The sequence below is a fragment of the Bradyrhizobium sp. TM233 genome, from assembly GCF_036247965.1.
Taxonomy (GTDB): domain Bacteria; phylum Pseudomonadota; class Alphaproteobacteria; order Rhizobiales; family Xanthobacteraceae; genus Bradyrhizobium; species Bradyrhizobium ottawaense.
The window spans coordinates 1-1,969 of the sequence record NZ_BTIG01000095.1; the positions used below are offsets into that span (position 1 = coordinate 1).

Below are 1,969 nucleotides of genomic sequence, written 5' to 3' on the forward strand. Positions count from 1 at the left end.
CCGATTTCGACGGCGCCGATCTCGTCTCGGCGAAGCTGATTGCACTGAACGGCCTTGACCGCGCCAAGAATTTCGACAAGGCAAAGAACCGCGAGCGCCTGATCAGGGAATGATGGCCCGCCTTTGGGAGGACTGGCTGATGCGTTGGGTTCTAGCTTTGATCGCGTCGTTGACGCTTGCCGGCGAAGCCGCCGCGCAGGCCAAGGGCAAGGGCATTAGGCTCTGGAACCTGACGACGGAGACGATCTCCGGCTTCCAGCTCTCACCCGCCGGCAAGAGCGACTGGGGCCCGAACCAGTGCCTGAACGACAAGGACAAGGAGGTTGACCACGACGAGCGGCTGCGCATCACCGGCGTCGAGCCGGGCCGCTACGACGCCAAGGTCAGCTATCCCAATGCGCGGCAGTGCATCGTTCGCGACATCGAGATCAGGGCGGATGCGGTGTTCTCGATCGCCGACAAGGATCTGAAGGACTGCAGCAAGTAGCGAGACGTCTTACGCCTTGTCGTTCGGGTGCGGATATTCGCAGCGCCACCGCACCGCCTGCCACTTCGGATGGTCGCCGACCCATTGCGCGATATAGGGGGGCGCGGCCATCGCGCATTGCCGCGGCGACCCACCATAGTTGAACATCAGATGCTGTTCCTCGCAGGTCGCAGGCGAGAGCACCGTACACACAGTCACCACCAGGTCAATCGGGTTCATGCCGGGATCCTCTCGCAGGGGGCGATCAAGACTAGCACGAAAGGTTACGTTCCTCGGAGGGGGAAGTTTCAAGTCTGGGTGAGAAACGGGGCCTCTATCGCCACTCCCAGCCTGCGGCGGAGAGGCGACGAGCCGACCTAGAAGTTAACGCCGAACACCATCCGGGCCTGGTGGCGCTCGAAATTGACGAGGTCGAGATTGCCGCCCGATCCGGCCGGCCGTCCCCAGGCCTGCATGCTCCAGCTCAGGGTCAGCCGCGAGCGCTCGGAGAGCTGAAAATACGCGGTCGGGCCGACGAACAGGGCCTGGCCCGAGAACTCGCCGAGGCCGATGCCTTCATATTGCCGGAAGTAGCGCAGCTCGCCGCCGAGCAGCACGTTCGGCCGCACGCGCACCAGGCCGGCAAAGGCCGCACCGATCGTAGAGCTCTTCTCGGACTGCCCCGTCACCTCGAAGCGCGCCCATTCCGGCTGATAGATCAGGTTGATCGCGCCGATGGCGAAGTGCGGGATGAGCTCGCGGTCGATGGCGAGGGTGAATTCCGTGCCGTACATCCGCCCTTTTGCGCCGCTGGTCTCGTCGATGCGGTCGCCGTGGAGCTCGGCGGCGATGGTGAGACCGAACGGGGCGCGCTCGCGGTCGAGCAGGCGATAACGCAGGTCGAGCGAAGCGCCCTGGAAGTTGAGCTGGCGGCGGTCGTCGATATCAGGCACGCCGGTGATGTCGTGCAAGCTGGCGGCGGCGCCGAGCTCGATGCGGAAGTTCGGCAGCGGCACGATCTCGATCTCGACCTCCTTCTCGAGTGCGCGATAAGTCCCGCCGCCCTTGCCGAAGCGCCCCGTCGTCTGGCTCTGGAATTCGCGCTCGCCGNNGATGTGCTCGGTATCGAAGCCCTCCTCGGCGTGCCCATGCGCCGGTGTCAGCGCGACCACGCAGGCAATCACCATCAGAAATCTGCAAGCTCTGCCGCGCATCCCGTGCCCCGAAGGCGCGCGCCGCTTTGAGGCGGCAGCAGCGCTGACCGAGCACCAGCGTAACACACCGCCGCAGAGCGTGGTCGAGATTTTGATGGAAGATGATCGAAGCCTGCGCAGGCGTGTCATCGCGTCGATGACAAAGCACAGAGCCCAACGATGCCAGACTTGCGATGCCAGGCTTGAGATCCGACACTGCCACGGCTTCGACGGCGTTCACCGTCGAAGCCGCGGCAGGTCGTCAGTCTTACTTGCGCGCAGCGCAGGCGTACATGTTGATTTCCATGCC

The 1,969-nt window shown here is 64.3% G+C and carries 3 protein-coding genes; 1 reads left to right on the plus strand and 2 read right to left on the minus strand.

What is annotated here, in order from left to right; genetic code table 11:
• Positions 1 to 139: 139 nt before the first annotated feature.
• A complete protein-coding gene (locus AABA86_RS33735; RefSeq protein ID WP_338309813.1) occupies positions 140 to 487 on the plus strand; it encodes a hypothetical protein in 348 nt (115 codons plus the stop codon).
• 9 nt (positions 488 to 496) lie between these two features.
• Here AABA86_RS33735 and AABA86_RS33740 read toward each other — a convergent pair whose 3' ends face one another.
• A complete protein-coding gene (locus AABA86_RS33740; RefSeq protein WP_212250387.1) occupies positions 497 to 706 on the minus strand; it encodes a hypothetical protein in 210 nt (69 codons plus the stop codon).
• 137 nt (positions 707 to 843) lie between these two features.
• Entirely contained in the window at positions 844 to 1,680 is an 837-nt protein-coding gene (locus AABA86_RS33745) for a hypothetical protein (RefSeq protein WP_445083503.1), read from the minus strand.
• Positions 1,681 to 1,969: the final 289 nt, after the last annotated feature.

Excerpts from the sequence above, each read along its gene's own strand:
- AABA86_RS33735 (WP_338309813.1), top strand. The coding sequence starts at position 140 with ATGCGTTGGGTTCTAGCTTTGATCGCGTCGTTGACGCTTGCCGGCGAA.
- AABA86_RS33740 (WP_212250387.1), bottom strand. The coding sequence starts at position 706 with ATGAACCCGATTGACCTGGTGGTGACTGTGTGTACGGTGCTCTCGCCT.